This window comes from Corynebacterium sp. KPL2825, from assembly GCF_037908445.1.
Taxonomy (GTDB): domain Bacteria; phylum Actinomycetota; class Actinomycetes; order Mycobacteriales; family Mycobacteriaceae; genus Corynebacterium; species Corynebacterium kefirresidentii.
The window spans coordinates 98147-124174 of sequence record NZ_JBBMGI010000008.1; the positions used below are offsets into that span (position 1 = coordinate 98147).

Sequence of the window (26028 nt, forward strand, 5' to 3'; positions counted from 1 at the left end):
TTACTTTTTGGGATAGCCGCGGCGGCCCGAGACGGTTTTATCGAAAGGGATCCAAAACCGCAGGGCCGCTTCCTTGTTTTTCGAGATGCCCATGCGCGGTCCGCGTACCCATTCTGGTTCGGAGGTTCGCTCAACAATCTGAATTGGTCGGTGGTTATCTTCCAGCGTGAAGCCTAAGGCCTTGCCCAAGTTTCCTGGCCCGCGGGCAAGATTATGAAAATCGGTGGTGCCGCGGCGGGCGAAGGCGATATCGGCACCCTCGATGATTTCGCCGCCGCGCAGCAGGCAGCCTTGGCCGGTGCCATCAGGGGCGCAGACGATATTGACGTTGCGGTGGATACCATAAGAAATATAGACGTAGAACTTACCCGGCGGACCGAACATGGCCGCATTGCGCGGGGTCATGCCATTGAAGGTATGTGCAGCGGAATCCTCGGCACCGAGGTAAGCCTCAACCTCTGTAAGTCGGATGCTTACCCCGGCATGGGTGAGGGTGCAGCCGAGGAGTTGGGGAGCGACGGCGTCGGCAGTCAGGGCAAAATCAATCATTAACCACGAGCGTAGTAGCGCTTACCTGCTACAGGGGTGCGCAGGAGGCGATCCAGGCTCACGGGCTCGAGGCCCTTCGCGCGCAGGCCGTCGATAACGCAATCGGCGGCGTCCACGGTGGTGGGGTGGATATCGTGCATCAACACAATGGAGCCGGCGCGGGCGCCTTGTACGGCCGCGGAGCACACATGGTCGGAGTTGCGGTCCTTCCAATCCACGGTGTCGACGTCCCACAACGCTTGGGAGACGCCCTTATCGCGGGTGGCCTGATCCACGGTGGCGTTGGTCGCGCCATAGGGCGGGCGAACCCAGCGCGTACCTTGGCCGGTGGCCTTTTTGATGGCGGCATTGCCGGCGTCGATTTCCTGGGATACCTGGTCATAGGACAGGGTGTTGAGCTGGCGGTGGCTCTTGGTGTGGTTGCCGATGGTGTGGCCCTCGGCCTTCATGCGCTTGAGCAGCTCAGGATGTTGATATGCGTTGGGGGCTAGCACCATGAAGCTTGCGTGCGCGTTCTTTGCCTTGAGCTTGTCCAGTAGGCGGTTGGTCTCGGCACCGGGGCCGTCGTCATAGGTGATAGCTACGCAATTGGCACAGTCGACGCCACCTTCGCTGCGCGGCTGCGGCTTCTTTGGAGCTGGGGCGGCGGGTGCCTTCTTCCCGGGGGCAGAGTGTGGAAATGCCTGGGATCTGAAGTCTTCAACCTGTGCGCGGGCATCCTCGATGCGATGGTTGATTTCTCCTTGAATATCCGTGCTTGAAGATGCAGGCAATCGCGGGATTTGCGGTAACTGTGCATGAGCGGCTGCTGGCATGGCGGCGGCAATAAGCACGGTGAGTGCAGAGGTGAGGATGCGGCGCATAGTGATCCTAAAGGTCAGGGATAGTGGACATGATGTGCCCATGACCCTAGCGCCTGCGTGTTACTGACGTGATAGGACATGCCTAAAGTGGCCAAAGTGATTTGAGAGATCTGGGTTTTGAGCGGTTTGTGGTTGCTTCGGCTGCGGTAGTAAAGTGTGTAGGCACTGGGGCATTAGCTCAATTGGTAGAGCATCTGCTTTGCAAGCAGAAGGTCAGGAGTTCGATTCTCCTATGCTCCACAGCATGAAGTCCGGTTTCCTCTTCGGAGGGCGCCGGACTTTTCTCTGCGCAAGGGCAGCTAGGGGGCGATGTCGCGATTTTTCGATGTAAACTCCATTTTTGTCGGCGGAAATGGCAGGGATGTACGCGCACGGTCGCGGGGAGGAAATTTTAAGTACAGTAAGTGGGGAATTATTACTATTACGCGAAACCATTAGGAGACTAACCATGGCCGCCAACGTTCGCTACAACGATCCCTTTACCTCCACAGAGAAGAAAGTCTCGGCGCCGGAAGGCGCAGAATACGTTGTGGTGCGCAAACGTGGCGAGGCCGCAGTGGATGGCGAGGTCATGAGCTTTCACGGCACTCGTGAAGAGGCGCGCGAGGCGGTTATGGCTGGGCTGACCGAGGAATTTAAGACGGCCGTGGATAATGAGCCGATTTACGTTACGCACGCCCGCCTGCGCTCGCTTTAGAAGCGCTTCAGCATCACAAAGTGTCCCTCGTGGCTGCCCACGTGTTCAAAGCCGAGGTGCTCATAGAGCCCCTTGGCGCGGGGGTTATCGGGGTGGACGGCTAGCGAGATGCCGGGGGCATGCAGGGTGTAGGCGAGGGAAATAGCGGCGTCGATAAGCGCGGTGGCAATGCCCTGTCCCTTATAGCGGGCCTCGACCGCGATGGCGAGCTCCGGAATGGCGGGCTCGACAAAGCCAAATCCGTGGTTGTCCTCCGTGCCCCAATTGAGCCACACGCCACCGGCCGGGACAAGCTCCTCCCAGGCGATGAAACCGCCCTGGTTGGGATCCCAATTTTCCACGTAGAAGGCAAAATCAGCGGCGAAGTCAGGGGAGAGCTCGCCGTGCTCGTCACCGAAAGTATCGGTGAGGAAGTTGAGGCGGGCGAGGTAGGTGCGGTCAGATTCTTGGGTTGCGCGAAGTTCCATGGAATCCACGATAGACGCCAGTGGTGCAGCACGGGGTACGCATGCGAAAATCCCCTCCGCACAGGACAGTGACCTGTGGGGAAGGGATGTGGCTGCCGCTTAGGCGAGGTGGTAATTGCGGACGTCGTGACCGTTAAACTCGCGCTCGATACCGGCCTCGTCTACGGAGTGGAAAGTGGTTCCGTTATCGATGGCGAAGCGCAGGTTATCCACGCGAGAGGAAGGGTCTTTAGACACCGCACCCGCTGGGAAGTAGTACGTTGAGCCGTCTTTGAGCTTGACGGTGAGGGACTCAAAGCTCATTGTTCATCTCCTTGTAGAAAGATCCCTAATGTGGGAATTCAATCAAGAGATTTTTGTCTAAGCAAAGAAATGAGATCTAGGCAACGCTGAATATACCCCCACGGCGGGGTGGAAAGCGTATTTATTCTTTGGTCTACAGGCGGTGCTTGCCCTCGTTTTGGTGGTCATCGGTGATGCGGGTGGTGTCGGCCGGCTGAGCTGCTTCTTCTTCGCGGTGCTTGGCCAGCTGTTCGTCGATGGAACCCAGCAGTTCCTCATCGCGTACAGCGCCTTCCTCAACGAGGTCAGACTGGGTGTCATTCTCGCTGGTGGAGGTGTAGACCAAGGTGGACTCAGGGGCGGTGTGGGAGGCGGACTGGAAGTCATCCACGCGCGGTGGGGTCTGGGATGGCTTGTCGTTGGAGCGCAGCCAGTAGTAGGCGGCACCGGCCGCGGCGGAAAGCACAGCGATAATGCCGGCGAAGATCCAGCCCTTGGAGGACTTCTGCTTCTTCTGTTTCTTGGCTACCTTGGCGGACTTCTTCTTGAGGTTCTTCTGCGCCTTCTGAGAATCCTTTTTGGCCTGCTTGCGGGCCTTCTTAGCCTTCTTGGTGGCCTCTTCCTTGGCGTCGTTCAGGCGCTCGGTGGCGTCCTCGCGGTAGTTGTTGAACTCCTCCAGGGCGCGCTCGAGGCGGGAGTGTGCGGCGCGGGTGACGGCGCCCGCCTGGCGGCGGGACTCGGCGAAGCTGCCGTTATCGCGCTCGTCCATCTTTTGCGCAGCCTCCTCTAGGGCGGTGTAGGCTTCGCGGGACTTTTCTTCGCGGTAGTTGTTGAACTGGCTCCACAGGTTCGATGCGGTCTTGAAGGCCAGGTTCAATGTGGTGGGGTTCATGGGATGGAACACTCCTTAACTCAGATTTATCAATTCGCTTTCACCCAGCATAGTGACGTAGTGGGTGGTGTACCACCGTGAGCGCGGCGGCGTGCTGGGGGAACGGGTCACAAATAGACCGCTTGGTTCAGAATGTGCGATTATTATTCAGCCAATTTTTCGCCAACCTCGCAGTTTGCGGGCTTGCAATGGTAATACCATTGCAAAATCGCTACCGCACAAACTGAACAGCTTGGTACGTTTTTGTCAACGCATCGACGACGACCAGCAAAGGAGGTGACTATGAGCCCGCGACTTTCGGCTTCCGCGCCCTTGGATTATGAAAGCGAAGAGGAATCCCATGTACCTGAGCGCCTCGCCCTTTCCTTCGAGGTAATCCCACCGCGCCACGATGCCGATGCCGCCAAGATCGACCGCCTGCTAGAGGTCCTGGAAAGCTATCACCCCGATTACATCGCGGTAACCAGTTCCCAGCGCTCCGGCTGGCTAGAGGGAACCGCGGCCTTCATTGAGAAAATCTCGCAGAACACCGCTATGCGCCCGCTGGCGCACCTGGCGTGCACGGCCGGCTCGCGCGACGAGCTCATCGGGTGGATTAATCGCTTGGTAGATGCCGGAGTGCGTGGCCTGCTAGCTCTGCGGGGTGACCTCCCCGAAGGGGGCATGCCAGAACACTACCTTCAGCATGCCGATGAACTGGTTCGCCTCATCCGGGAATTGGAGAGCCACCAAGCGGCCCGCTTTGCTGCCGGCCGACTCGCAGTAAGCGTGGCGTGCTATCCCAGCGGCCATGCTGAATCCAAGAACGAGGACGAGGACTTCGACGTCCTGCTCAATAAGCAGCGCCTCGGCGCGGACTTCGCCATCACCCAACTCTTTTTTGATGCCGAGGATTTCCTCCGCTTCGCCCAAAGGGCGGAGTTGGCCGGGGTGAAAATTCCCCTTATTCCGGGGATTATGCCCATGACCAGCCTGCGCCGGTTGGAACGAATGGGGCAGCTGTCCGGGCTTGCCGTACCCGAAAGGGTGCGCACTCGGCTCGCGGCAGCGAAAACCCCAGAAGAGGAATACGAAATCGGCATGGAGCTTAGCGCCCAATTGGCCCGCACCATCGTGGCCGGGGGAGCGGAAGGCCTCCATATCTATACCCACAACAATCCCGACATTACGCAAGACCTGTTATCTCGAATCGGAGTAAACAATGACGAACACTAATTTCCCCAAGGCGACGATTGAGGGCTACCCTCGCGTTGGCGCTAACCGCGAGCTCAAGCGCGCGCTGGAATCCTACTGGGCCGGCCGCATCGATGCAGAGACCTTTGAGTCTGCCGCTCATTCCCTGCGCTTGGATACCTATAACCGCCTGCGCGACCTCGGTCTTACTGAGGACTATGCCATTCCAGCCGACGTCGCTTACTACGACCAGGTGCTCGAGACCGCACTGACCGTAGGCGTCGTAGCCGGCGAGACCCTGGATGATGAGTTCACCTTGGCCCGCGGCAATAAGGACACCGCGCCGCTAGAGATGACTAAGTGGTTCGATACCAACTACCACTACATTGTCCCGGAAATTTCTGATGACCAGGACTTTAAGGCGCGCCCACAGCGCGTTATCAAGCTGGTGGAAGAAGCCCGCGCAGCAGGTCATACCGTGCGCCCATACCTCGTCGGCCCGGTTACCCTGCTGGCCTTGTCCAAGCAGGCCGAGGGCGCTACCAAGTCTCCGCTTGACCGCTTGGATGATGCTGTCAAGGCTTATCAGGAGGTACTGGCCGAGCTGGATAAATCCGGCGTGAAGTGGGTACAGCTAGCTGAGCCTGGCCTAGTGGCGGACCTGACCGTTGCCACCGATGAGGAGCTTGCCGCCCACACCAAGCGCGCCTATGAGGCGATCTTGGGTGCAGACAACCGCCCGCAGGTCTACCTCACCACCCCGTATGGCTCTGCGCGCAAGGGCCTTGAGGTTTTGGCGGAACTTAAGCCAGAGGCCGTCCAGGTGGACCTTTCCGTGGGCACCTTGGCTCTCGATGAGGGCTACCTTGAGCGCGTGAAGAAGCTGAACTCGCACGTGGTTGCTGGGCTTATCGACGGCCGCAATGTCTGGGCCGCCAACCTGCGTGACCTGCGCTCCAAGTACGAGGACCTAGAGAGCAGCCTCGACTCCCTGTCCGTATCGACCTCTGTATCCTTGCAGCACGTGCCGCACACCGTGGAGGCAGAAACCAAGCTGCCTGCAGACGTCGCCACCTGGTTCTCCTTCGCCAATGAGAAGGTCAAGGAAGTCGTCGCCCTCTCCCAGGGTCCGCTGGAGGCACCAGAGGCTTATAGCATCAGCGACCGCGCAGTGCGCACCCGTGCCGAATCCGAGCGCATCCACAACGCGGCGGTGAAGGCGCGCATCGAGAAGCTGCCGGCCGGCGAGGTCAAGCGCGAGCCTGCCTTTGCCGAGCGCAACGAGGCGCAAAAGGAACTCGGCTTGCCGCAGCTGCCGACTACCACCATTGGTTCATTCCCACAGACCAAGGAAATCCGCCAAGCGCGTGCGGCGCACCGCAAGGGCGAGCTTTCCGACGCCGATTACAACGCCGCCCTCAAGGATGAGGTCAAGTCCGTCATCGAGCTGCAAGAGCGCCTCGGCCTCGATGTACTTGTACACGGCGAGCCAGAGCGCAATGATATGGTCCAGTACTTTGCCGAGCTGCTCGATGGTTTCGTAACCACCGAAAACGGCTGGGTCCAGTCTTATGGCTCCCGCTGCACCCGCCCGCCAATAGTCGTAGGCGACATCTTCCGCCCGGCTGCGATGACCACCGAGTGGTCCAAGTACGCCCAGTCGCTCTCGGAGCACCACGTCAAGGGCATGCTTACCGGCCCGGTGACTATCCTGGCCTGGTCCTTCGTGCGTGATGACGTCCACCAGTCCATCTCTGCGGACCAGCTCGGCGTCGCGCTGGCGGATGAGGTCCGGGACTTGGAAGAGGCCGGCATCGACATCATTCAGATCGATGAACCCGCCTTGCGTGAACTGCTGCCTTTGCGTGAGGAAGACCGCAAGGCCTACCTGGATTGGGCCGTGCGCTCCTTCCGCCTCGTTGCACTCGAGGCCAAGCCGACCACCCAGATCCACACCCACCTGTGTTACTCCGAGTTCGGCCAAATCATCGATGCCGTTGCCGGCCTCGATGCCGATGTCACCTCCATCGAGGCGGCCCGCTCCCGCATGGAACTGCTCGAAGACATCGACGAGACCTTCCATTCCGAGATTGGCCCGGGCATCTACGATATCCACTCCCCACGCGTGCCCTCCGTGGCGGAGATGGCCGAGCTCATCCGCGCTGCGCTCAAGCACGTGCCGGTCGAGCGCCTGTGGGTTAATCCAGACTGCGGCCTTAAGACTCGCGGCTACGAGGAGACCGAGGCCTCCTTGCGCAATATGGTGCTGGCTCGCGATGAGGTACGTGATTCCCTCTAAGTCCTCTTAACCTCATAGAATCCCGGCTGGGAAATGGGCAACTAGCCCTTAACTGGCCGGGATTTCGCGCTTTGCCTTGCGGCGCTTGTTGATCCACCCGATGATCATCGGCAGCACGGAAATTGCCACCACAATCAGCATGATGATGTCGATGGAGTGAGCAATGCCCGGGATACCGCCCAGAAGTACGCCGACCAGCAGCATGGAGCCTACCCAGCCGATGCCACCGAGGATATTCCAGCGCAAGAAGGAGGAGTAGCCCATTTCCGCGGTGCCGGCGGCGAAGGGGACGAAAGTGCGCACGATTGGTACGAATCGGCCCAATACAAGGGCCACCGGGCCGTGGCGCTGGAAGAAGTCTTCCGCGCTATCGAGGTGTTCGGTGCGCAGAACGCGGGCATCGTCCTTGAAAAGCTTGCGGCCAAAGCGGCGGCCCAAGTAGAAGCCCACCTGGTCGCCGGCAAAGGCGGCCACCGCGGCCACGACAAAGAGCAGCCAGGCGTTGATGTCGAGTTCGTGGCGCAGGATGGCCGCGGTAACGAGCAAAGAATCACCCGGCAGGAACGGGAAAAGCACGCCGGACTCGATGAAGATGACCACGGCGACGCCGAGCAGAATATAAGGTCCAAAGCTTTGGAGCAGGGAACCTGCGTCCATAAGGTTGTGGAGGGAGGACAAGAAATCCATGTGCGGATCCTTTCTTAGTGGTTCTTTTAGTATCCTCCGCAAACTGCAAAGTAGCTGCGAATCCACTGGGTGTCCGAATGGAACCGATATGTTTCTTTTCTCCTCCTAGCTTCCGGGTAAGAAACATCACTAGCCTGGGAGTATGAACCACTCCGCATTCCGTAATAGTCAAGACACTTTTCTCTCCGACGCCCTCGCTGGGCTCATCGCCAACCACCCCGATGCTCGCTGGCACGACGTTGGCTTCATTGGCCGCTCCACGCCGCTGCGCACCGCGGACGGTGATCCGGCAGTGGCGGTGATTTCCGGTGGCGGTTCCGGTCACGAACCGATGCATGCCGGGTTTGTCGGCCAGGGCATGCTCGCAGCGGCCTGCCCGGGGTTGCTCTTTACCTCCCCGAACGCGGTCCAGGTCAGCGAGGCCACCCAGTGGGCTGACCAGGGCAGGGGAGTAGTCCATGTGGTGAAGAATTACACCGGAGACGTCATGAACTTTACCGTCGCTCGCAACGCCGCCGAGGCGGTAGACACCCGCACGGTGCTGGTGGCCGATGATATTGCCACCGATGGCAATGAGGACGGCCCCGGTCGCCGCGGTACGGGTGCGACCATCCTGGTGGAAAAGGTCGCAGGAGCTGCTGCCTACCGCGGCGATGACGTGGATAAGGTTGCTGAATTAGGGCAGCGCGCCGCGGATAATTCTCGGAGCATGTCCGTGGCGTTGGGTGCCGGTTTTATGCCGACTACCGGCCGCGAGACCTTTGATCTTGCAGCCGGCCAGATGGAGGTGGGTGTGGGCATTCACGGTGAGCCGGGCACCCACACCGAGCAGGTAGATAGCGCGAGCGCTATCGTAAATCAGGTCCTGGATAAGATCGTGCCAGCCCTTGAGCTGGGTCAAGGCGATGAAGTGGTGTGCCTGGTCAACGGCCTAGGCGGCACCACCCCGCTGGAGCTGAGTTTGCTCTTTGGTGAGGCCGCCGCGCAGTTGGCCCAGCGTGGCGTCACCGTAGCCCGGTCGTTGGTGGGTTCCTATGTCACCGCGGTCAATATGCACGGTGCTTCCTTTACTCTGCTCAAGGCAGATGCGGAGCTGCTCGAGCTTGTCGACGCCCCCACTGCCGCCCCCGCCTGGCCGCACACCCTGGGCCGCGCGAAGGCGGTGGAACCCGCCACCATCACCTTCCAGGATGAACTTTCTACCGAGGGCGAAGAGAATCAGTGGCTCACCGCCTTTGTGGAACGCCTGCAAGCCTCTTTTGAAGCGCTTACTGAGCTAGACCGCCGGGCCGGCGACGGCGACTTTGGCCAGAACATGGAGGCTGCCTTCGGTGGCATCAAGCTTCCCCTGCGCGGTACGGATACCGAGATCTTCACCGGGCTGGCCAAGCGTCTGCTCGTCCTCGCCGGTGGTACCTCCGGCGCCGTATTCGGCACGCTCTTTAATGAATTGGCTCGGGCGGAGTCGCTGGCGGATGGGCTCAACGCAGCGGCTGACCTAATCCACGAGCTTGGCGGCGCCCAGCGTGGTGATCGCACCATGCTCGATGCCCTCATTCCGGCTGCAGAAAAAGCCCGCGAGCTAGGTGTGAAGGATCCGGATGTGGAGACCTTGCAGGCGCTTTTCGACGCCGCCCATGCCGGCGCCCTCGACACCGAGGATCTCGCGGCAAAGAAAGGCCGCGCCTCCTACCTGGGAGATCGCAGCAAGGGCGTTATCGATCCGGGCGCCATCGTGGTCAGCTGGCTCTTTGGGGGAGAACCTCTCTCAGCGCACTAAGCGAGCGCAGATCTCCATCACCCGCACGGTCGAGGTGGAGCGCATGCAGCCCTGCCTTGCGCGCCCCCTGCACATCGTTGGTGAGGGAATCGCCCACCATGAGCGTGTCTGCAGCATCCACTCCGAGCTGGCGGCAAGCAGCGAGGTAGGCCGCGCGCTGCGGTTTGGGGCAGCCGAGGTCGACGGTGGGGATGAGGAGGACGTCGGCAAGCGCAAGGCCCGTGGCCTCCAGCTTCGCCTGCTGCATTTCGCGCTCGCCGTTGGTGAGTATGCCGACCTGAAAGCCGGATTCGAGGGCCCAGGTGAGGGTGGGCAGGGCGTCGGAAAAAGCGCGCCATTGCTCCCGGTAGGCGGAAAGATAGCCGTCATAGGCGGCCAGCGCCTCGGCATCGCTCATGTCCCGGCCGAGGAATTCGCGGCAGCGCGCCGCGCGCTGGCCGTGGTGGGAGACCTCGCCGCGCTCATAGGCTTGAAACCACTTTCGTTCAATAGCCGCGAATCGCGGATGCTGGCCCTCGGGCAGTCCGAGCTCGCGGCACCACTGATCCACCGCGTCTCGGGCCGCGCCGGAGTGATCGAGCAAGGTGTCATCCAGATCAAAAAGAAGCGCGCGAATCATACCTTCAGGCTATCGCGATCGCTGACAGCGTTATGTCATGCGCGGCAGGCACGCGTTAAATTCTTTACAATGGCTGGCATGACTCAGAAGACCGCAACTGCAACGATGCATACCAACTACGGTGACATTGTTATCGATCTCTTCGGTAACCATGCACCGGTAACCGTTGAAAACTTCATCGGCCTGGCCAAGGGCGAGAAGGACTACTCCTCCCAGAACGCAAAGGGCGAGCAGTCCGGACCGTTCTATGACGGTGCAATCTTCCACCGCATCATCGATAACTTCATGATTCAGGGCGGCGACCCGACCGGCACCGGCCGCGGTGGCCCGGGATACCAGTTCCAGGATGAATTCCACCCGGAGCTGCAGTTCGACCGCCCATTCCTGTTGGCCATGGCTAATGCTGGCCCAGGCACCAACGGTTCCCAGTTCTTTATCACCGTGGCGCCGACCCCGCACCTGAACAACCACCACACCATCTTTGGCGAGGTAACTGACGCTGCTTCCCAGGAGGTTGTGTCCAAGATCGCCAAGGTGGATACTGACCGCATGGACCGTCCGCACGAGGACGTTGTTATCGAGTCCATCGATATCGCGTAATCGCCTTTTTCCTCGGGCCCGTCACCGCATTATTCGTGCGGCGGCGGGCTCGTTGCAGTTTTCCCGAGCTATCCACAGCCAGACCCCCGCCTAAAGGACTGACAACTTCATGACCATGGTGAGAAACTATGTCCGCGCTACCCCAGCGACCGCGCTCATCGCCGCCGTCTGCATCATCGCTTGGCTGATTACCGCGGTGCAGGCGCGCACGCTAGGAGCCACCTTCTATGATTCCCCGCTCGCAGCGGATTGGGGCCTGTGGGGACCGGATTATCCCTTCCGCCCCCAGACTGCGCTGTCTTCGGAGTTCATGCACCTAGACGCGGGACATTTGGCGGTGAATATGATCATGCTCTTGCTCATAGGCAGGGAAGTGGAGCGGACGCTTGGCACCGGGTTGTATCTTGCCTCCTATTTCATCTCGTGCCTAGGCGCGTCCGCCATGATCTTGAAATTCGACTTCAATACCCCCACCGTCGGCGCCTCCGGTGCGCTCTTCGCACTCATGGTCATGCTGGTAGGTGCTTATCGCCAGCGCGGGCTCGATCTCCGCGCGCCCATCGCCCTGGTTGTGGCGAACGTGGCCTATACCTTCCTGGCCAATGGCGTATCCCTGTGGGGACACTTGGGTGGGTTGTGCACAGGCCTCGTGTTGAGCCTTTTTCTCTATCGAAAAAGCCCCTCTCTTCGCTGGGGCGGTGTTGTTGTGGTGGCCGCGGTAATCCTCGCGCTCTTGGCCCAACAAGCTGGGTTTTGGGGATAACTGTGGAATTTGATCACCGGAAAGCATGTGCGAAAGAATTCCACAATGTTTATCCACAATGTGGATAACTACATTTTTGTAATTTACCGAACGCTTTTCCGGAGTTTTCCCTGATCACGCTGGTCTAGACTGTGCGAAAGTAAGAAAATCCGCCTGTGGAAGTCCGTGAAAACAGTTATCCACAGGGTGTTAATAATTGTGTGAAATTCACATTTCACAGGCTTTCTCCACAGCCTGTGGATAACTTTCTACCCACTGTGTGAGCAAGACTGATAAATTTGGGTACTGACCTGCATAAGGAGCATTGTGGATAATCAACCTCGCGCTGTGATCGTCGGCGCAGGACCTAATGGACTCACGGCCGCGGCGCGTTTGGCCATGGCTGGCTGGAGTGTGGATATCTACGAACGGGCCGACTGGGCCGGTGGTGCGGCAGCCTCCTCGGCGGAGATTTTTCCGGGGACGATTGTGGATCTCGGAGCGGCCGGGCACCCTTTTGGCGTGGCGAGTCCGGCGTTCCACGCCCTTGATCTGGAATCCCATGGTTTGCGGTGGCTTAACGCCCCCTATCCCATGGCCCATCCGTTAGAGGGAGCCCCGGCCGGAATCCTGCAGAGTTCTTTGGCGGATACGGCCGCGGAGTTGGGAGTCGATGCTCACGCATGGACGCGGTTGCACGGACACATTGTCCGGCATATTGATGAGCATGTGGCGAATGCACTAACGCCGCTGGTGCGTTGGCCCGATCGCCCCGTGCGCTTGGCGCAATTCGGTGCGGCCGGAACGTTGCCCGCAAGTCAGCTCGGCCGAGCGGCCTTTGCTACGCCACAGGCCCGCGCACTCTTCGCGGGCAGCGCGGTCCACGCGATTACCTCGCCTACGAGGCCATTTACCTCCGCATTCGGCTTGCTCTTTGGCGGGTTGGGCATGACCCGCGGCTGGCCCGTGGTGGAGGGCGGCACCGGCGCTCTTATCGACGCCCTCTTAAACCTCCTCCGTTCCCATCATGCGCGCCTCCACACCGGATGCGAGGTTCGCGACCTGCGGGAATTGCCCGCAGCCGAGGCGATTATTCTGAACCTGACCCCGCAGCAGATCCTGGGGCTGCGTGGGCTAGAGCTTCCCAGCCGTGTTCGCCGGAGCCTGGCGCGCTGGCGATATGGCAGCGCCGTCTTCAAAGTGGATTTCCATCTCAGCGAGCCCGTGCCGTGGACCGACCCGCGCGTGGGCCAGGCCGGCACCGTGCACGTGGGAGGCACGGTAGAGGAGATTTGTAGGGCAGAGGGGGACGTCGGCAAGCGGCGCATGCCCGAGCGACCCCTAGTATTGGCCTGCCAACAATACGTGGCCGACCCTTCCCGTGGGCTTACGCTGTGGACTTATGCGCACGTCCCGCGCGGCTATGCGGAGCGCTATCCGGGTGAGGTAACCGAGCTGATTACTGCGCAGATCGAACGCTTTGCCCCCGGTTTTCGGGATACCATCCTGGCTACCCACGCCACTAGCCCAGCCGAGCTGGAGCGGTGGAATCCCAACCTGGTGGGCGGCGATATTGCCGGCGGATCCATGACTGGGCTGCAAACTCTCCTGCGGCCACGCCTTTCGCCCCATCCGCATCGCCTCGCTCCGGGAGTATATATTGCCTCCAGCTCCGCCGCTCCCGGTGCTGGTGTGCACGGTATGCCGGGATGGTGGGCCGCCGAAGAAGCGCTCAGCGGGTGGAAAGGCGGCGCTGCCAGAAAAAGAGGCCCGCGCCGATGAGCCAGAGAGTCGCAGCGGCGAAGTACCCAGGGATGGTCGTGGTGCGGGGCAAGTAGGACCTGCCTGGGACGAGCCCTGCTATGACAGGCTCGATGAGGAAGCCCAGGACGGCGAGATAGTCGAACCACCGGAACTGGGCCGAGGCCGCGCCGGCCAGCCCCAATACCGGTCCAGAGAGGAGAGCCAGGATAAACCACTGGGCGTTGTACTCAAATGCCTCGCGCCAGTTGTACACACCGAAGACCACGAGCAAGGCGTAGTGCACGGCCAGCATCAAGACGATAATTCCCGTACCGGCCAGGAGTGCCTTGAGCCACCGGCCCGAATAATTCTTGCCTATGAGGTAGCTAAAGATTCCCCACACCATGCCCGAGCCCAGGACATTGCCTAGGTAGTTGCGCACGGAAAGGCGGAGGGGAGCGGCGCCGGTGAGTAGGGTGGGGTCGGCAAACGCGATGTGCACGGCCGCGTAGGCCACGGAAATGATGAGGCCAGCAGCAAAAATGTGGCGAGACATGTGGCTCCTAGATATGAAAAACCCTCGCCACCTACAGGAAGCAGGGAGCGAGGGAACAGGCTGGGAGGTCTAGCTTAGCGCCACCCCATGGTCATCAGCAGGCCGATGATGGCCAAGCCAAAACCGATGCCATAATTCCAAGCGCCGAGGTCCGCCATGAATGGGATGTCCTGGCCAGCGAGGTAATTGACCACGAGCCACAGCAAGCCGATGACCATCAGGCCCAGCATGATGGCTACGTACCACTTCGGGGTGCCCTCCGAATTGATCTTGACGGGGGTGCGGTTGGTAGCAGAGCTCGAGGTAGGGACGGAGGAGCTCTGAGAAATCTTTGACTTCGGCATAAGATACCTTTTCTAGATTTAAGTTCTTATCTAAGTTCGTACTGAGACCTTAGGATACCAGCAGCTATGGCTGCGGCAGAAGTGCAGCGGGGTCGAAATTCCACAGGCGAACCTCAATGTTTTGATCCTTACGCATGGTATCGCCTGGATTCACAGAGGCCCAGCCAATCTTATTGTTATCCACCAGCGCGCCGGTAGGCACGGGCTCCCCCGGCACCAGCTGGCCAGTCCAGCCAGCCGCGCGGAGTTCATCTTCGGCCTGCTTCTGACTCTGTCTTACCAGGTCAGGAGCCTTAAAGAGCATGCCATTGGAGACCTCAACGGTGACCGGCTTGCCCTTTTCCAGCTCCGCGCCTTCATTGGATACGCTCAGCACCGTGCCCTTCGGCTCCAAAGAATCGACTTCGCGCACGTCTACATCAAAGTCATTGGACTCGAGACGGCTCTGGGCATCTTCTACATTCATTCCGGAAACATTGGGTACGCGCTTCTTTTCGACGCCCTTAGATACCGTCACCCGTACCTTCGATCCCTTAGACAGCTGCGTGCCGCCGGCCGGATCCTGCTTGATGATTTGGCCGGCTGGTGCTTCATCGTTTTCCTCCGAAACGTCGGAGTTGAGTGCCAAGCCCGCCTCTTCGAGGGCTTGGGAGGCTTCATCCAAGGTCATGCCGGTAATGTCCGGGACATCTGTAATTTCCTTACCGGAGGACACAGTCAACGTTACTGAGGCATTCTTTTGCAGCTCGGAACCCGGGGCGGGATTGATGCGAATGGCATTATTGCGAGGGATATCCGGGTTAGCTTCCTCATTGACGGTAACCTGCAGGCCCATGTCTTCGAGTTCCTTAACCACCTCATTGCGCGGGCGGTTTTCCACCTCTGGCACGATGATCTTGTCGTGCGGGGCAGATTGGGTCTGGCGTGGCTTTTCGGGATCCTCCTTGTCATTGGAGAAGAAGTCCCATGCGAAGTAGCCCACGATAGCTACCAAGAGGGCGGCCAAGAAGGCAGCCAACCACTTCATCCAGCCGCCGCCCTGCTTGTCATCCTCTTCGGAGGGGCGGGTGGATTGAATCGGTGCGCGGTGCGCTGCCGCAGGGGCCGCGGCGGCTCCCACCATCTCGGTAGGCTGCTCGACCTCGTCCTCATTAACATGCATGCGCGCTGCCGCGGTGACCTGTCCATTGCGCAGGCGTTCCAAATCGCCGGCCATCTCCCAGGCGGATTGATAACGATCCGCAGGGTGCTTCGCCATTGCGGTAAGCACCACCGCATCAATGTTGACGCGCTGGGTGGGGGTTAGTGAAGGATCCGCGATGAGCTCCGACGGTGGTGTCGGCTCTTCCTGTACGTGCTGATAAGCAACCGCAAACGGGGTTTCGCCCTCAAATGGGGTCTGACCGGTAAGGGCCTCGTAGAGCACGCAGCCCAGTGCATAGACATCCGAACGGGCATCCGCATTCTTACCGCGGGCTTGCTCGGGAGAAAGATATTGGGCGGTGCCGATAACGGCGGAGGTTTGCGTCATCGCCGAGGTGGAATCATCCAAGGCGCGAGCGATGCCGAAGTCCATCACCTTCACCTGGCCGGTGTTGGTGAGCATAATATTCGCCGGCTTGATATCACGGTGGATAATGCCGGCTTCGTGCGAGGCTTGCAGTGCATCCGCTACCGGTTTGAGGATATCGGCCGCTTCCTGGGCGGATAGTGCTCCATCCTCGCGAATAATATCGCGCAAAGTGCGGCCATTGACCCGCTCCATGACGATATACGGGATGGTCATGCCATCCAGCTCGGTTTCCCCGGTGTCATAAACCGCCACGATATTGGGATGATTCAACTTGCCCGAGTTCTGGGCCTCGCGGTAAAAACGCTCCCGGAAGTTGACGTCGCGCGCCATTTCCGGGCGGAGCATCTTTACCGCAACCTGGCGGCCTAGGACGGTGTCTTCGGCAGCATAGACCTCAGACATGCCGCCGGCGCCGATGATCTCGCCTCTCCGATAGCGGTCATTGACCATCGCTTAGTCACCCTCCTGTGTCAGTAAATCAACCAAGTCTCCGGGGAGCTCATTAGCCTGCGAGTTTACTGGAGTATCCAGCTCAGGTGTGTTTTCAACGTGCGTATCCTGCGGATTCTGTTGCGTCGGTAGGGCCGGGGGCTGCTGTTGGTGGGTGGGCGAGTGGCGCGTGGGTGTCTCACGGTGAGTAGTACGCGGAGTCTCTTCTTGCTCCGTCTCCTGCGGCTCGGTCTCTGTCACCGTCACCGGTGCTGGGGCCTCTTCCGTATCTTCGTCCGGGGTGTCTTGGTGGGTGGTGGTGGGATCGCGGTACTCCGTAACCACCGAGGTTTCCGGCGTGCTGGAGGGTGCGCTCGTTCCCTCGCTATCGCTTAGCTGCTGGTAGGCGAGGTAACCACCGCCGGCCAAGGCCGCGAGGAGCAAGGTGATGCCCAGGCCCTTCAGAAAGGAGGAGCCACCCTTCGATTCCTTAACTGGAGCGGTTCCCGCTGCCGGATGGATCGTGGTGGGTTGGGCAACGTTGCCCAACATCTCCGTCGAGGCGGACGGCGATGGTTCTGGTGCGCGCTGCGCTAGCGGTGCGGACTTGGGCTGTGGCGGGCGCTTGCCCAAGCGGACTGCGGAGATGGCTAGAGTGAACTCGTTGCCATCGGCGTAGCGGGTGGCCGGATCCTTGCGCAACGCAATGCGAATGAGCTCGCGCGCCGGGGCGCTGATATTTGTCGATAGCGGATCCGGCTCCTGATTGATATGCGCCAGGGCGATGGACACGGAGGAATCTCCGGTAAAGGGACGCTTGCCGGCGAGCATTTCATAGCCAACGACGCCGAGTGAATAGACGTCGGAAGCCGGCGTCACATCCTTTCCCTGTGCTTGCTCGGGAGACACATACTGTGCGGTGCCTACCACCATGCCGGTGCGAGTCAGCGGCACGGCTGCGGCTGCCTTGGCAATGCCAAAGTCCGTGATCTTGACCTGGCCATTTTGCGTAATGAGCAAGTTGCCGGGCTTAATATCGCGGTGCACGAGCTCCATGCGGTGGATGATGGACAGGCCATGCGCAGCCTGCTCGAGGACGTCGAGAGCCAGCTCCTCCTGCAGCGTATTTTCGCGCGCCAGCAGGTCTGCAAGGGATTCGCCACGGACGTATTCCAAGGCCATGAAACAGAATTTGCGGCCGTTGTCTTCCAACTCGCGGTAATCATAGGTGGCTACCACGTTCTCGGACTGAATAGATTCGGCCGATTTTGCTTCGTTGCGGAAACGCGAGAGGAACTCTTGGTTATCGGAAAACTCCGGGCGTAGAACCTTGAGCGCGACCTCCCGATCATTGCGGGTGTCATCGGCCAACCACACGGTGGACATTCCGCCGTGGCCGATTACCCACTGCAGCTCGTAGTCGCTGCCAATCAGTGCCTGGAGATGTTCCTTATTCTCGGCGCTATTCATTACTGCTCCCCCTGGTATGCGCGCAGGATAGCGCGGCCAATTGGGCCGGAAACCTTGCCGCCTGTCGCGGACTCACCTAAGTTACCACCATTTTTTACCACGACGCCCACTGCGATATCCCGCTCCGGATCGAAGGCGACGTACCACACATGCGGGGCTAGGCCCTCGCCATGCTCAGCGGTACCGGTCTTGGAAGCAAAGCCATTGCCATCATATCCAGCGGAGGAACGCTCCGAGGCATACATCAAATCAGTAAGCGTAGCCGCAGTTTCCTCGTTAACCGCCTGGTCCGCCTTCTTTGGTTTGGTGGTGCGGATGTCCTTCATCTGGGCGTCGGTAATGCGATTGACCAGGTAGGGCTGCATGCGGGTGCCCTTATTGGCCACGGTGCCCGCCATAACAGCTGCTTGCAGCGCGGTCATGGTGACATCGCGCTGACCAATGGCGGACTGCGCCGTGGCCGCCCCATCCGGCAAATCGCCCAAGGTACCGGCGGAGGTGGAGACGCCCAGGTCATAGTTTTCTCCCACGCCAAAGGCCTTGGCATATTTGCGCAACTCATCTGCGCCAAGCTGCTCCGACATCTCCACAAAAGCGGTATTGCACGACAGCGCAAAGGCGGTCTGCAGGGTTACCGCATCCTGGCCGTTGCACTTTTGGTTGGCATAGTTAGTCAGCTCCGTCACCGTGTCTGGCAAGGTAATGACATTGGAACCGGTCAAGGTGGATGAAGGATTAAAACCGTTGTTCAGACCGGCCGCGGTGGTAATGATCTTGAAAATGGAACCGGGAGGCAGCGTTTCTGCACCGGCGTGGTTGACCAGCGGCTGCCCCTCCTGCTCTTGCAGGTTGGCCCAAACATCTTCAGCGGAATCGCCCATCAGATCATTCGGGTTATAGCCAGGGTTGGAGGCCATAGCCAGAATCTTGCCGGTGGAAGGCTGAATGGCAACCGCAGACCCCTCGTAACCCGGGCCCACAAGCTGATCATAGGCAGCCTGCTGGAGTGCAGGATCAATGGTGACCTCTACATTTGCGCCCTGCTTCGGCTTATCGGCCAGAGCATCGAGCCAGTTTTGCTTCATCAATGAATCATCGGTGCCATTGAGGATGTCATTTTGGGTGGACTCTAGTTCCGAGGCACCAAATTGGCTCGACAAGTAGCCGGTCAAGTTGCCAAAGGCCGGTGAATCAATGGGGTAGGAGCGCGAGTAGGTCTCGTCTGGATTCTGCGTCGACTGTGCCAATACGGTATTGCCCGCGAAGATCTGTCCGCGCGGGGTGGTCTGCATTTCCATGAAGCCGCGCATATTCCGCGGATTATGGGCGTATTTATCTTCAGAAAAAGCCTGAATCACCGTCAAGTTGACCAGCAAGATGGCCGTCAAAATGATGGCGAATAAGGACACTAGACGGATGGATCTATTCATCGGTGAGCCTCCTGGACCGACGGGAACATGGAGGTATCGCTCGGCGCATTGCTCGAGGTCTCCTGCATGGGGCGACGAGCCGCGTTAGAGATCCGCAGCAAGATCGCCAATAACACATAGTTAGCCATGAGAGAGGAACCACCGGCAGACATGAACGGCGTGGTCAAACCGGTCATCGGCAGCAGGGCGGAAATGCCGCCGGTGACCACAAAGACCTGGACTGCCAAGGTAAGAGAAAGACCGGAAGCCACCAGCTTGCCATAGGTATCGCGGGTGCGCAGCGCAGTGCCAAAGCCGCGGATGGCCAGCATACCGAAAAGCACCAGTACGCCGGCAAGGCCAATGAGGCCGAACTCCTCACCGATTGCAGCAAGGATGTAATCCGAGTGGGCCACCGGAACGAGTTCTGGATGCCCCTCGCCCAAGCCGCTGCCAGAGATGCCACCGGAAGACATGCCGAATAGCGACTGGGAAAGCTGGAAGCCCGTGCCATCATAATTGCCCAGCGGGTCTAGGAAGTTAGAAAAGCGTTGCTGGATTTTCGCGGAGATCTGATAAATACCGAAACCACCTACACCGACGAGGACAACGCCGATAAGCAGCCAGCTCACCCGGCCCGTGGCCATAAACAGCATGCCAAGGACGGTGCTAAACAGCAGCAGCGCTGGGCCGAAGTCATTGGAGATACCCATGATGACGATCGCGATGGCCCAAATGATCAGGATGGGTGCGAGGTCGCGCAAGCGCGGCAGGGAGATACCCAGTACTCGGTATCCCGCCACGGTAAATAGGGAGCGCTTCTGCGTCAGCAGCATGGCAAAGAACAAGATCAGCAAGATCTTGGAGAACTCGCCGGGCTGGATGGAAAAGGGACCCAAGTTTAGCCAGATGCGTGCCTCCACGCCTGGAGGCTGCGGCCAAACCAATGGCAGGGCCAGCAGGACAAGGCCTGCGGCACCCAAGATATAGGAGTAGCGCGTCAGCGAGCGGTGATCCTTCAAAATGGCCAAGACCAGCACGAAGAGTACGAGTCCGACGATGGTCCACATAACCTGACGCACCGCGAGCCCGCTTTCATTGACCAGATCTAGGCGGGCCAACATGATGAGCCCGATGCCATTAAGGATCGCCACGATGGGCAGCATGATCTGATCGGCATAAGGTGCTAAGAAGCACATCACCAGATGGGCGACGGTAAAGATGCCAATGAACCCGCCAATGAGATAAACCAGGTCCATGGTCAGAGCGTTGTCCTGGGAAAGCTCCAAGCTCACCAAGGTAATAGCGAAGACAATGGCGGCTAGGATGAGCAGGCCGAGTTCGGTTCCTCGGCTAAAAAACTTTTTCACAACCTACACCTCCCGGCAGGTGACGCCAGGCTTGTTTTTCTTGGCATCCTTCTTATCTTTTTGGCTCGGCGCAGTGATACATGGCTTGAGCGCCTTATCGCCCAAATCATTGACTTGCTGCTGTACCTCACCCAGATCACCAGTGGAGAGATGGTCGACGGCGCTGCGTTCAGATTCCGGTAGGTCCGTAACCTTTAGCGGTGCAAAGTCGCCCTTGCATGGCTCGCCGGAAAAGAGGAGCGAATTGCTGTCATTGATGCACACGTATTGGTTCGTGGAGTGTAGTTCCTTGCCAAAGACGGAGTAATCAGCACCCTGTTGGATGGTGATTTCCTGTGCCTCGTTGGTAGCTACGTAATAATTATTGGACAAGAAGTTCTTTGCCCACAGTCCGGCACCGATGACCAGTGCGAGGACGATGAGCAGGGCAAGAAGGACCTTCCAGCCGGTCTTTCGGCCGGAAGTTTCCTCCTCCGCTTCTTCATCAGCTGGCTCGGGGCGCTCCTCCTCACCATCGGACATGACGGCCGGTGGAATTACTTGAGGCTTGCGGGAGAGTTGTGCCGCCCGCGAGGCGGAAGAATCCGGATGGGTTGGGTCTTCCGTAGGGCCCGCGAGGGCGCCGACGCGGAATGGTTTGTGCTCCTGGGGGCTTTCCTCGGTTACTTCACCGATAACCACGGTGACATTATCCGGGCCTCCGGAACGGATGGCTAGGTCCACTAGGGTGGAGCCGGCCTGCTCAATGCTGCCTTGCCCCAGTGCGGTCTCAATAGTGGAGGCGGTTACCGGATCCGAAAGCCCATCGGAGCACAACAGGATACGGTCGCCGGGCTTGGCGCCGAGAGTAAATAGCGTTGCTTCGACCGGGCGGCCCGTATAGGCCTTTAGAATGAGGGACTTCTGCGGGTGCGACGAGACATCGCCTGGGTCCAGTTCGCCCTTATCCACTAGGGATTGCACGTAGGTATCATCCTTGGTGATCTGCTCGAGTTTGCCGTCGCGCAGCAGGTATCCGCGGGAATCACCCACATGGCAGACGCCGAAATCCGTGCCGTTGAAGAGCATGGTGGTCAGCGTGGTACCCATGCCTTCGGTTTCTGGGTGGGCCTTGACATGGTCACTGATGGCCTCATTGGCCTGGTCAGCGGCCGCTTCTAGTAGCGCCGTGGTGTCTTGCTGGCCCGGGTTTTGGTCCAAGATTTCTAGGTGGTTGACCATCAGCTCGGAGGCAACCTCGCCTGCTGCGTGGCCACCCATGCCATCCGCCAAGATCAAAAGGTGAGGACCGGCGTAGCCTGAGTCCTCGTTATTATCGCGAATGAGGCCGCGATCGGACTTAGCAAAGAAGTTCAGCTTCAGTGTCATGCGTTCAACCTCACGGTAGTGCGGCCCAGCTTAATTTCGGAGTCCGCGCCGACTACCTCGGGTTGGTCGATGCGCACGCCATTGACAAAAGTGCCATTGCGAGATTCCAAATCTTCTACTACCCATTCGCTACCGCGGCGGAATAGCCGGGCATGGTGGCCGGAAGAATAATCATCGCCCGTGACAAAATCGCAATCAGAAGCTCGGCCCAGCGTGCAATCCTCCAGTGTGCCCAATTCCATATGGGATCCCTGCAAGGGGCCCTCAACGATGGACAGCTGTTTAATCGCTTCCCGACGCCGCGGTGCCCCCACCTTCTTTGACTGTTGGCGGATAGCGCCGGCGGACTTATTGGTATCGCGACGCATGGCGTTTAAGGCCACCAGGATAAAAATCCAGAGCAGAGCCAACAAGCCGATGCGAAGCGCCAGCATGATGACTGCATCCATGGCGACCTCCCTTCCTTAACTGAACTTAGTAGCTGTGCGAATCAAGGCCCGTGATGCGGACCTCGATGTGGGAATGGCCCATGGTGATCACGTCGCCATCGGCAAGCAGCCAATTATCAATCGGCGTCTCATTCACGGTGGTGCCATTGGTGGACTGCAAATCCACCAAAACCGCATCCTGGCCGTTCCAGGTGATTTCCGCGTGCTGACGGGATACGCCCGTATCCGGAAGCCGCAGGTCGGCGTCGTTGCTGCGGCCGATAATATTGGAGCCTTCTTGCACGTGATAGACGCGCGAGGAGCCATCCTGCAGCATCAGGTTGACTGCGGGGCCCTGTGGCTGCGGAGCGGGTTGACTATCTGGAGCAATGAAAGCGGTAGTTACCGCGTCATCAGCCGTATTCTCGTGCTGCTCGGTCATCTGGTCCTCCTGACCATCAAAGTCGTGGAAAATAGCCTCAAATCCGGTCTCTTCCGTGGGCTCGTGATCAATAAACGAGGACACGCGAAGCTGACCCGTGCGCAAACCAGATTCTTCGGCCACTCGCACAATCACGGGGCCCGCGAGGGACCATCCGCTATTGCGAATAAAGCGCGTCAACTGGTCTGCACAATCGGCCGGCACATTGCGATCCTGCGACAAGTTCTCCAAATCCTTGGAGGAGACACCCACAGTCATTACGTTCGGACTATAAAGGTTGTCATCGTCGCCGCGCGCGAGATTGTCCTGAGCTTCTTGCTTTAAAAGCTCATCAATTTCCGCGGGAACGACCTTGCCGCCGAAGACAAGGGCCATGCCGTTATCAAGGCCGCGTTGCATGGCGGAGTCCAGCTTCGCCAGCTTTTCTAAAAACGCCACGAGCCATTCTCCTTTCCACCATGCAGCGATCAGTAGCGATCAGTATAGTTTGTTCACCCCCTCGAAACGTAGATGGCGACGCGAAAGTTCCCAGAAATTTCGCTGCTCCTTCCCCGAAATAGTTTATTTTTCCTGCCGATTTGTAGTTCTGAGCAGCATTCGTGGTATCTTTATCAAGTCGCTAAGACATCCACACCCTGCCCGGGTGGCGGAATTGGCAGACGCGCTGGCTTCAGGTGCCAGTGTTCGATAAGGACGTGCGGGTTCAAGTCCCGCCCCGGGCACCATGAGCAGTTGAACAAACTGCACCACCGGAAGTAACAAACTCGAAAGGGTATTTTACCTCCGGTTTCTTTCGTTTTACGGTTCTTCAGGGCCGAGGATTGAACGTGCGGGGATTGAGGGTGCACATCCCGTTTGAGGGCAATGTTTGATGTGACGATGGGTTATAGGTTCGCGAGTTCGGAGGGATTTCGCTAGGAGCGGAATCCGTGGCTTTTTTATGTAGGGGTGGGCATTATTGAGGGCATGAAACAATCAACGAAGAAAGTCGCATTAGTTACTGGTGGGTCGCGTGGTATTGGACGTGCGATAGTAGAAAACCTTGCACGGGGTGGGTACGACGTTGTACTGACGTGGAATAGTAACCGCGCCGCTGCGGATGAGGCGGTCACTGATTTGTCGTCCCGGGGCTATCAGGTTCGTGCTGTACGTGCGGATCTAAGTGCCAGTGATTCTGTCGAAGAAACGGTTAAAGAGCTAGCGCAAGAAGGTCCTTTTAATGTCGTTGTCAACAACGCTAGTGCCGGAACTGAGATCGGGCCCATAGTTGATACTGAGTTAGACGAATGGAATAAGGCCATCACTATTAATGCGACGGCCCCTTTCTTGCTTATTAAGCATCTTGCTCCTTCGATGCCTCAGGGAAGTTCCATTATTAATATTTCGTCGTTGAATACTTTGTTGCCGCAACCTGGGATCGCTGAGTATTGCGCGGGGAAGTCTGCTTTGGAAGCACTGACGCAAGTAGCTGCTAAAGAACTTGCAGCTAAAAATATTACGGTCAACGCAATTCGGCCAGGAGTAACAGATACCGACGGCCAGCGAGAGGTCAATCCGGATCCGGAGCTAAGGCAACAGCTCGCACAGATGACCCCTATGGGTAGGTTGGGCCGCCCGGAAGATATTGCAAAGGTAGCCGCTTTCCTTGCGGGGCCAGAGTCGCGCTGGGTTACTGGCCAAATGATTACGGCCTCAGGCGGACTGTAAATCGGTGCTTGGATGTGTTTAGGCGGCTAGGCACAGGCCCTGATTCGACGAGTGTGAGGCGCGGTCGAGTAGATCGTCGATGCTGAGGTTTAAGGATTGGTGGATGCTGCGAATGACTTCTGAGGATGCTTCTTTCCTGCCACGTTCTATATCTGATAGGTGGGATCGTGACAGGTTTGCTTCATCGGCTACGTCTTGGAGAGTCTTGGATTGTGCTATCCGCGTTTGGCGAAGTGCTTGTCCGATGCGTGTTCGAAGCAAGTCGGGTGTTGGGTCGGTTGATAAGGAAACGAGTGTCAGCGGCATACTCTTATCCTACGGTCAATGTGTAAATCGCGCGTAGCGAATTTGTGAGTAGTTAGAAATCAAGTTTGATCAACGCCCGAAAACCACCGTGAATAAGGTTAGTCGGTCGATGACTGGTAGTAACGCCGGTTAGTTCCCTGGCATGGTTTCCTATTTTTCTCTAGAAATGACCGGAACCAAACCCAAGACGCTTCAGTATATCCTCAGCTCTAACGTCGAATACTTTGGAGGTTTAAGGGATTTTTCCGTGTTATCTGTTGTTAACATGGTTTTATGCTCACTGAATCTGTTCGTTCGCTGTTAAAAGAAACTACCGCCTACGCGCAGCGTTGCACTGATAGCGAAGACCATACAGTGGCTGCCGGATTATTGACTCGTTCGGGGCAGTCGATTTTTGGATTGAATGCCTATCATTTTCTCGGTGGGCCGTGTGGCGAGATTTCCGCTTTGGCTAACCATGCCGCAGTGTGTCCGGATGATCCGGTTGAGGCTGTTGTGGCTGTTTTCGGGCCGAATGGTCAAGTGATTTCTCCGTGTGGGAAATGTCGACAGGTTTTATACGACGTTGATCCTTCGATTCAATGCGTAGTTCGTGGAAGCAACGGGCTCGAGGTGGTTACTGTTGCGGAGTTGCTTCCCTTTGCTTTTGACCCGCGTGAAATTGATGCAAGGCAGAAGATTTTTATGTGGGAGGGCTACGAAAAGGCGATACGCAGTGGGGTGAAGCAACAGACTATTAGGATCGATGATCCGTTTCAGACTGGGCCAGCGCTATTGGTCTTTGAAAAAGAAAACGGGGAGGTAGTTAGCTTATCTGCCCAGGTTAAGTCAGTAGTGCCAATTCGGCGAATGGATTTGACTGAGGCGCATGCGCGTAATGACGGATTCAGCTCGCTTGTAGAGCTTCACGAAGCTTTAGACAAGCATTACCCTAGTCTTCGAGACGATGACCTCGCCGATGTGGTGACTTTTGAACTTGAAGCGGATGATCACTCGTCGTCGAATTCGCCTGCGAGGGCTAGTGAATGTAAGTAACAGCCACGATTTTTAGGATGGCGTTGATGCTTGCGGAGATTGTTGCGATATAGGAGCTCGCATGACCGAGAGCAGGGTGGGTAAGCGTCCTGAAATACACAATTTTTTAGTTCAGGTATTGCTCAGGGGGGGCCGTGCTTCCTCGAATGATTTTTACTGCCTGATATTCTCGCAGTTCGGAAATCGGCCCCCACGTGC

General features: G+C 58.4%; 26 protein-coding genes and 2 tRNA genes. 11 read left to right on the forward strand and 17 right to left on the reverse strand.

The annotated features are described in order from the left end of the window. On the reverse strand, positions 1-549 hold the full coding sequence (locus tag WMQ00_RS07910; protein WP_023020212.1) for a DNA-3-methyladenine glycosylase: 549 nt from the start codon (positions 547-549) through the stop codon (positions 1-3). Then, complete coding sequence (locus WMQ00_RS07915; RefSeq protein ID WP_023020213.1) at positions 549-1412, reverse strand: polysaccharide deacetylase family protein; 864 nt, start codon at positions 1410-1412, stop codon at positions 549-551. The genes WMQ00_RS07910 and WMQ00_RS07915 overlap by 1 nt, the downstream gene beginning before the upstream one ends. Positions 1413-1579: 167 nt before the next feature. Between WMQ00_RS07915 and WMQ00_RS07920 the strand changes: the two genes are divergently transcribed. Both WMQ00_RS07920 and WMQ00_RS07925 read left to right on the forward strand, forming a co-directional pair. Continuing rightward, positions 1580-1652: transfer RNA gene (locus WMQ00_RS07920), tRNA-Ala, on the forward strand. Between the two features lie 208 nt (positions 1653-1860). Then, entirely contained in the window at positions 1861-2109 is a 249-nt protein-coding gene (locus WMQ00_RS07925; RefSeq protein WP_005329702.1) for a hypothetical protein, read from the forward strand. On the opposite strand, the gene WMQ00_RS07930 is transcribed toward WMQ00_RS07925, so the two are convergent. From WMQ00_RS07930 to WMQ00_RS07940, 3 genes are all read right to left on the reverse strand, one after another. Further along, positions 2106-2576: a GNAT family N-acetyltransferase gene (locus WMQ00_RS07930; RefSeq protein WP_023020214.1), complete on the reverse strand. Its 471-nt coding sequence runs from the start codon at positions 2574-2576 to the stop codon at positions 2106-2108. The genes WMQ00_RS07925 and WMQ00_RS07930 overlap by 4 nt on opposite strands. Positions 2577-2675: 99 nt before the next feature. Next, the gene (locus WMQ00_RS07935; protein WP_005326240.1) at positions 2676-2879 is read right to left on the reverse strand and encodes a hypothetical protein; all 204 of its coding nucleotides are present in this window, start codon (positions 2877-2879) and stop codon (positions 2676-2678) included. A 133-nt stretch (positions 2880-3012) separates the two neighbouring features. Continuing rightward, on the reverse strand, positions 3013-3750 hold the full coding sequence (locus WMQ00_RS07940; RefSeq protein ID WP_200288470.1) for a hypothetical protein: 738 nt from the start codon (positions 3748-3750) through the stop codon (positions 3013-3015). Positions 3751-4032: 282 nt separating this feature from the next. On the opposite strand from WMQ00_RS07940, the gene WMQ00_RS07945 reads away from it, so the two are divergent. Both WMQ00_RS07945 and metE read left to right on the forward strand, forming a co-directional pair. After that, complete coding sequence (locus WMQ00_RS07945; protein WP_316330811.1) at positions 4033-4965, forward strand: methylenetetrahydrofolate reductase; 933 nt, start codon at positions 4033-4035, stop codon at positions 4963-4965. Continuing rightward, complete coding sequence (metE, locus tag WMQ00_RS07950; protein WP_316330810.1) at positions 4952-7222, forward strand: 5-methyltetrahydropteroyltriglutamate--homocysteine S-methyltransferase; 2271 nt, start codon at positions 4952-4954, stop codon at positions 7220-7222. The genes WMQ00_RS07945 and metE overlap by 14 nt, the downstream gene beginning before the upstream one ends. Before the next feature lie 48 nt (positions 7223-7270). Here metE and WMQ00_RS07955 read toward each other — a convergent pair whose 3' ends face one another. After that, complete coding sequence (locus WMQ00_RS07955) at positions 7271-7909, reverse strand: DedA family protein (RefSeq protein WP_248099363.1); 639 nt, start codon at positions 7907-7909, stop codon at positions 7271-7273. Between the two features lie 142 nt (positions 7910-8051). Here WMQ00_RS07955 and WMQ00_RS07960 point away from each other — a divergent pair, with 142 nt between their 5' ends. Then, positions 8052-9689: a dihydroxyacetone kinase family protein gene (locus WMQ00_RS07960; RefSeq protein WP_316330809.1), complete on the forward strand. Its 1638-nt coding sequence runs from the start codon at positions 8052-8054 to the stop codon at positions 9687-9689. Here WMQ00_RS07960 and WMQ00_RS07965 read toward each other — a convergent pair. Continuing rightward, positions 9649-10308 (reverse strand): HAD family hydrolase, encoded by a 660-nt coding sequence (locus WMQ00_RS07965; protein WP_200288465.1) that lies wholly within the window; start codon positions 10306-10308, stop codon positions 9649-9651. The genes WMQ00_RS07960 and WMQ00_RS07965 overlap by 41 nt on opposite strands. A 69-nt stretch (positions 10309-10377) precedes the next feature. On the opposite strand from WMQ00_RS07965, the gene WMQ00_RS07970 reads away from it, so the two are divergent. From WMQ00_RS07970 to WMQ00_RS07980, 3 genes are all read left to right on the forward strand, one after another. Further along, complete coding sequence (locus WMQ00_RS07970) at positions 10378-10908, forward strand: peptidylprolyl isomerase (RefSeq protein ID WP_034656094.1); 531 nt, start codon at positions 10378-10380, stop codon at positions 10906-10908. Positions 10909-11017: 109 nt separating this feature from the next. Then, on the forward strand, positions 11018-11671 hold the full coding sequence (locus WMQ00_RS07975) for a rhomboid family intramembrane serine protease (protein ID WP_259825500.1): 654 nt from the start codon (positions 11018-11020) through the stop codon (positions 11669-11671). A 306-nt stretch (positions 11672-11977) separates the two neighbouring features. Continuing rightward, complete coding sequence (locus WMQ00_RS07980) at positions 11978-13432, forward strand: phytoene desaturase family protein (RefSeq protein ID WP_340440853.1); 1455 nt, start codon at positions 11978-11980, stop codon at positions 13430-13432. Here WMQ00_RS07980 and WMQ00_RS07985 read toward each other — a convergent pair. The 9 genes from WMQ00_RS07985 to WMQ00_RS08025 form a co-directional block, all read right to left on the reverse strand. After that, positions 13383-13949 carry a hypothetical protein gene (locus tag WMQ00_RS07985; RefSeq protein WP_200288462.1) on the reverse strand — a complete coding sequence of 189 codons (567 nt, stop codon included), beginning with the start codon at positions 13947-13949 and terminating at the stop codon, positions 13383-13385. The genes WMQ00_RS07980 and WMQ00_RS07985 overlap by 50 nt on opposite strands. Before the next feature lie 74 nt (positions 13950-14023). Further along, positions 14024-14293 (reverse strand): cell division protein CrgA, encoded by a 270-nt coding sequence (gene crgA / locus WMQ00_RS07990; protein WP_005326260.1) that lies wholly within the window; start codon positions 14291-14293, stop codon positions 14024-14026. A gap of 64 nt (positions 14294-14357) precedes the next feature. Beyond that, positions 14358-16316, reverse strand: coding sequence for a Stk1 family PASTA domain-containing Ser/Thr kinase (pknB, locus tag WMQ00_RS07995; protein ID WP_200288461.1), 1959 nt, complete (start codon positions 16314-16316; stop codon positions 14358-14360). Positions 16317-16319: 3 nt separating this feature from the next. Further along, positions 16320-17765, reverse strand: coding sequence for a serine/threonine-protein kinase (locus WMQ00_RS08000; protein WP_340440854.1), 1446 nt, complete (start codon positions 17763-17765; stop codon positions 16320-16322). After that, on the reverse strand, positions 17765-19195 hold the full coding sequence (locus WMQ00_RS08005; RefSeq protein ID WP_340440855.1) for a penicillin-binding protein 2: 1431 nt from the start codon (positions 19193-19195) through the stop codon (positions 17765-17767). Before WMQ00_RS08005 ends, WMQ00_RS08000 begins: the two co-directional genes overlap by 1 nt. Beyond that, entirely contained in the window at positions 19192-20544 is a 1353-nt protein-coding gene (locus tag WMQ00_RS08010; RefSeq protein WP_317001652.1) for an FtsW/RodA/SpoVE family cell cycle protein, read from the reverse strand. The genes WMQ00_RS08005 and WMQ00_RS08010 overlap by 4 nt, the downstream gene beginning before the upstream one ends. Positions 20545-20547: 3 nt before the next feature. Further along, positions 20548-21912 (reverse strand): PP2C family protein-serine/threonine phosphatase, encoded by a 1365-nt coding sequence (locus WMQ00_RS08015; protein ID WP_340440856.1) that lies wholly within the window; start codon positions 21910-21912, stop codon positions 20548-20550. Continuing rightward, positions 21909-22361, reverse strand: coding sequence for an FHA domain-containing protein FhaB/FipA (locus WMQ00_RS08020; RefSeq protein ID WP_005329668.1), 453 nt, complete (start codon positions 22359-22361; stop codon positions 21909-21911). The genes WMQ00_RS08015 and WMQ00_RS08020 overlap by 4 nt, the downstream gene beginning before the upstream one ends. 25 nt (positions 22362-22386) lie before the next feature. Continuing rightward, entirely contained in the window at positions 22387-23220 is an 834-nt protein-coding gene (locus WMQ00_RS08025) for a DUF3662 and FHA domain-containing protein (protein ID WP_239207738.1), read from the reverse strand. 199 nt (positions 23221-23419) lie between these two features. Here WMQ00_RS08025 and WMQ00_RS08030 point away from each other — a divergent pair. Then, positions 23420-23507 (forward strand) — tRNA-Leu (locus WMQ00_RS08030). 241 nt (positions 23508-23748) lie between these two features. Then, positions 23749-24489: an SDR family NAD(P)-dependent oxidoreductase gene (locus WMQ00_RS08035; RefSeq protein ID WP_340440857.1), complete on the forward strand. Its 741-nt coding sequence runs from the start codon at positions 23749-23751 to the stop codon at positions 24487-24489. A gap of 18 nt (positions 24490-24507) precedes the next feature. Here WMQ00_RS08035 and WMQ00_RS12010 read toward each other — a convergent pair whose 3' ends face one another. Then, positions 24508-24795 (reverse strand): helix-turn-helix domain-containing protein, encoded by a 288-nt coding sequence (locus WMQ00_RS12010; protein ID WP_204610597.1) that lies wholly within the window; start codon positions 24793-24795, stop codon positions 24508-24510. A gap of 273 nt (positions 24796-25068) precedes the next feature. On the opposite strand from WMQ00_RS12010, the gene WMQ00_RS08040 reads away from it, so the two are divergent. Next, positions 25069-25830 carry an ASCH domain-containing protein gene (locus tag WMQ00_RS08040; protein WP_317001655.1) on the forward strand — a complete coding sequence of 254 codons (762 nt, stop codon included), beginning with the start codon at positions 25069-25071 and terminating at the stop codon, positions 25828-25830. Positions 25831-26028: the final 198 nt, after the last annotated feature.

Excerpts from the sequence above, each read along its gene's own strand:
- WMQ00_RS07955 (WP_248099363.1), bottom strand. The coding sequence starts at position 7,909 with ATGGATTTCTTGTCCTCCCTCCACAACCTTATGGACGCAGGTTCCCTG.
- pknB (WP_200288461.1), bottom strand. The coding sequence starts at position 16,316 with ATGGTCAATGACCGCTATCGGAGAGGCGAGATCATCGGCGCCGGCGGC.
- WMQ00_RS08000 (WP_340440854.1), bottom strand. The coding sequence starts at position 17,765 with ATGAATAGCGCCGAGAATAAGGAACATCTCCAGGCACTGATTGGCAGC.
- WMQ00_RS07975 (WP_259825500.1), top strand. The coding sequence starts at position 11,018 with ATGACCATGGTGAGAAACTATGTCCGCGCTACCCCAGCGACCGCGCTC.
- WMQ00_RS07965 (WP_200288465.1), bottom strand. The coding sequence starts at position 10,308 with ATGATTCGCGCGCTTCTTTTTGATCTGGATGACACCTTGCTCGATCAC.
- WMQ00_RS07985 (WP_200288462.1), bottom strand. The coding sequence starts at position 13,949 with ATGTCTCGCCACATTTTTGCTGCTGGCCTCATCATTTCCGTGGCCTAC.
- WMQ00_RS07960 (WP_316330809.1), top strand. The coding sequence starts at position 8,052 with ATGAACCACTCCGCATTCCGTAATAGTCAAGACACTTTTCTCTCCGAC.
- WMQ00_RS08015 (WP_340440856.1), bottom strand. The coding sequence starts at position 21,912 with ATGACACTGAAGCTGAACTTCTTTGCTAAGTCCGATCGCGGCCTCATT.
- WMQ00_RS07930 (WP_023020214.1), bottom strand. The coding sequence starts at position 2,576 with ATGGAACTTCGCGCAACCCAAGAATCTGACCGCACCTACCTCGCCCGC.
- WMQ00_RS07970 (WP_034656094.1), top strand. The coding sequence starts at position 10,378 with ATGGCTGGCATGACTCAGAAGACCGCAACTGCAACGATGCATACCAAC.
- WMQ00_RS08040 (WP_317001655.1), top strand. The coding sequence starts at position 25,069 with ATGCTCACTGAATCTGTTCGTTCGCTGTTAAAAGAAACTACCGCCTAC.
- WMQ00_RS07910 (WP_023020212.1), bottom strand. The coding sequence starts at position 549 with ATGATTGATTTTGCCCTGACTGCCGACGCCGTCGCTCCCCAACTCCTC.
- WMQ00_RS07935 (WP_005326240.1), bottom strand. The coding sequence starts at position 2,879 with ATGAGCTTTGAGTCCCTCACCGTCAAGCTCAAAGACGGCTCAACGTAC.
- WMQ00_RS07945 (WP_316330811.1), top strand. The coding sequence starts at position 4,033 with ATGAGCCCGCGACTTTCGGCTTCCGCGCCCTTGGATTATGAAAGCGAA.
- WMQ00_RS07940 (WP_200288470.1), bottom strand. The coding sequence starts at position 3,750 with ATGAACCCCACCACATTGAACCTGGCCTTCAAGACCGCATCGAACCTG.
- WMQ00_RS12010 (WP_204610597.1), bottom strand. The coding sequence starts at position 24,795 with ATGCCGCTGACACTCGTTTCCTTATCAACCGACCCAACACCCGACTTG.
- WMQ00_RS07925 (WP_005329702.1), top strand. The coding sequence starts at position 1,861 with ATGGCCGCCAACGTTCGCTACAACGATCCCTTTACCTCCACAGAGAAG.
- WMQ00_RS07915 (WP_023020213.1), bottom strand. The coding sequence starts at position 1,412 with ATGCGCCGCATCCTCACCTCTGCACTCACCGTGCTTATTGCCGCCGCC.
- crgA (WP_005326260.1), bottom strand. The coding sequence starts at position 14,293 with ATGCCGAAGTCAAAGATTTCTCAGAGCTCCTCCGTCCCTACCTCGAGC.
- metE (WP_316330810.1), top strand. The coding sequence starts at position 4,952 with ATGACGAACACTAATTTCCCCAAGGCGACGATTGAGGGCTACCCTCGC.
- WMQ00_RS08005 (WP_340440855.1), bottom strand. The coding sequence starts at position 19,195 with ATGAATAGATCCATCCGTCTAGTGTCCTTATTCGCCATCATTTTGACG.
- WMQ00_RS08020 (WP_005329668.1), bottom strand. The coding sequence starts at position 22,361 with ATGGATGCAGTCATCATGCTGGCGCTTCGCATCGGCTTGTTGGCTCTG.
- WMQ00_RS08035 (WP_340440857.1), top strand. The coding sequence starts at position 23,749 with ATGAAACAATCAACGAAGAAAGTCGCATTAGTTACTGGTGGGTCGCGT.